2 protein-coding genes are annotated in these 1,600 nt (G+C 46.6%); both read right to left on the bottom strand.

The window, feature by feature from the left end; genetic code table 11:
* Positions 1-941 (bottom strand): aspartate-semialdehyde dehydrogenase (asd, locus tag A3762_RS02085; RefSeq protein WP_068753878.1); only part of this gene is annotated, 941 nt, incomplete at its 3' end.
* Positions 942-968: 27 nt separating this feature from the next.
* On the bottom strand, positions 969-1,600 hold a 632-nt coding region (gene leuB, locus A3762_RS02090), incomplete at its 5' end, for a 3-isopropylmalate dehydrogenase (RefSeq protein WP_197468944.1).

Raw genomic sequence — 1,600 nt, forward strand, 5'->3', positions numbered from 1 at the left:
ATAGATGCTTCGCGATCATTAGGAATTACTTTGACCCAATCATTCGCTGCAGCCAATTTAGCCTCAATTTCTTCGACAGGCAGATCCTTCTTTAACTTAATGGTAAGCGCCTGAGAGTGACAACGCATAGCACCAACACGTACACACAAACCGTCAATTGGGATTGCTTGTTCTTGCGTACCGAGAATCTTGTTAGTTTCAGCACCTGCTTTCCACTCCTCACGGCTTTGGCCTGACGGCAACTGCGTATCGATATAAGGAATCAAAGAGCCCGCAAGCGGAACGCCAAACTGGTCAGTCGAGAATTCGTCTGAACGCATTTTCTCTGCTACCAACTTATCAATTTCAAGAATCGCTGACGCTGGATTGTCTAGCTGATTCGCAACCGCTTCTTTGATCTCACCCATTTGAGTAATCAATTCACGCATGTGCTTAGCGCCTGAACCTGATGCCGCTTGATATGTCATCGGTGATACCCATTCCACCAAGTCTTCCGCGAACAAACCTCCTAGAGCAAGCAACATTAGACTCACCGTACAGTTACCACCGACGAAGTCTTTCACGCCATTAGATAGTGCTTCATCGATCACGTGACGGTTAACAGGATCAAGCACGATGACAGCGTTATCTTCCATGCGAAGGGCTGAAGCCGCATCAATCCAGTAGCCATCCCAGCCACTTTCGCGCAACTTAGGGTAAACCGCTTTTGTGTAATCACCACCCTGACAGGTAATGATGAAATCCATTTGCGCCAGCTCACTCACGTCATTTGCGTCAAGCAATACTGATTCCCCCTGCCCTAGATCTGGAGCAGGTAAACCTTTTTGTGATGTAGTAAAAAACACTGGCTCAACTAAAGAGAAGTCATTCTCTTCTTGCATACGCTGCATAAGCACGGAACCAACCATGCCACGCCAGCCGACCATTCCTAACTTTTTCATTTCTATCGACCTTATTAAACCAGTGATTTAAACCAAAGACTCAAGCGCCGCAACAACCGCGTCACCCATTTCTTTTGTAGAGACTTTTGTTGAACCTTCAGAGAAGATATCTGCAGTACGCAAACCTTGATCAAGCACTTTGCTCACTGCATCTTCAATCAGATCAGCGGCTTTGTTCTCGCTCAAGCTATAACGCAACATCATCGCAACGGATAGAATCGTTGCGAGCGGGTTTGCGATGCCTTGGCCAGCAATATCAGGCGCAGAACCATGACACGGCTCGTACATACCTTTATTGTTCTCATCTAACGATGCAGATGGAAGCATACCGATAGAGCCAGTAAGCATTGCTGCCGCATCAGACAGAATGTCACCAAACATGTTGCCTGTAACCATTACGTCAAACTGCTTCGGCGCACGAACGAGCTGCATCGCTGCGTTATCAACATACATATGACTCAGCTCTACATCTGGATAGTCTTTCGCCATATCGTCAAGAATTTCACGCCACAACACCGTTACTTCAAGTACGTTCGCTTTATCTACAGAACAAAGCTTACCGTTACGCTTTTGCGCTGCTTCAAACGCAACTTTTGCAATGCGCTTAATTTCGCTCTCAGAGTACACATAGGTGTTGTAACCCTGACGCTCACCATTTT

Source organism: Oleiphilus sp. HI0125 (assembly GCF_001635355.1).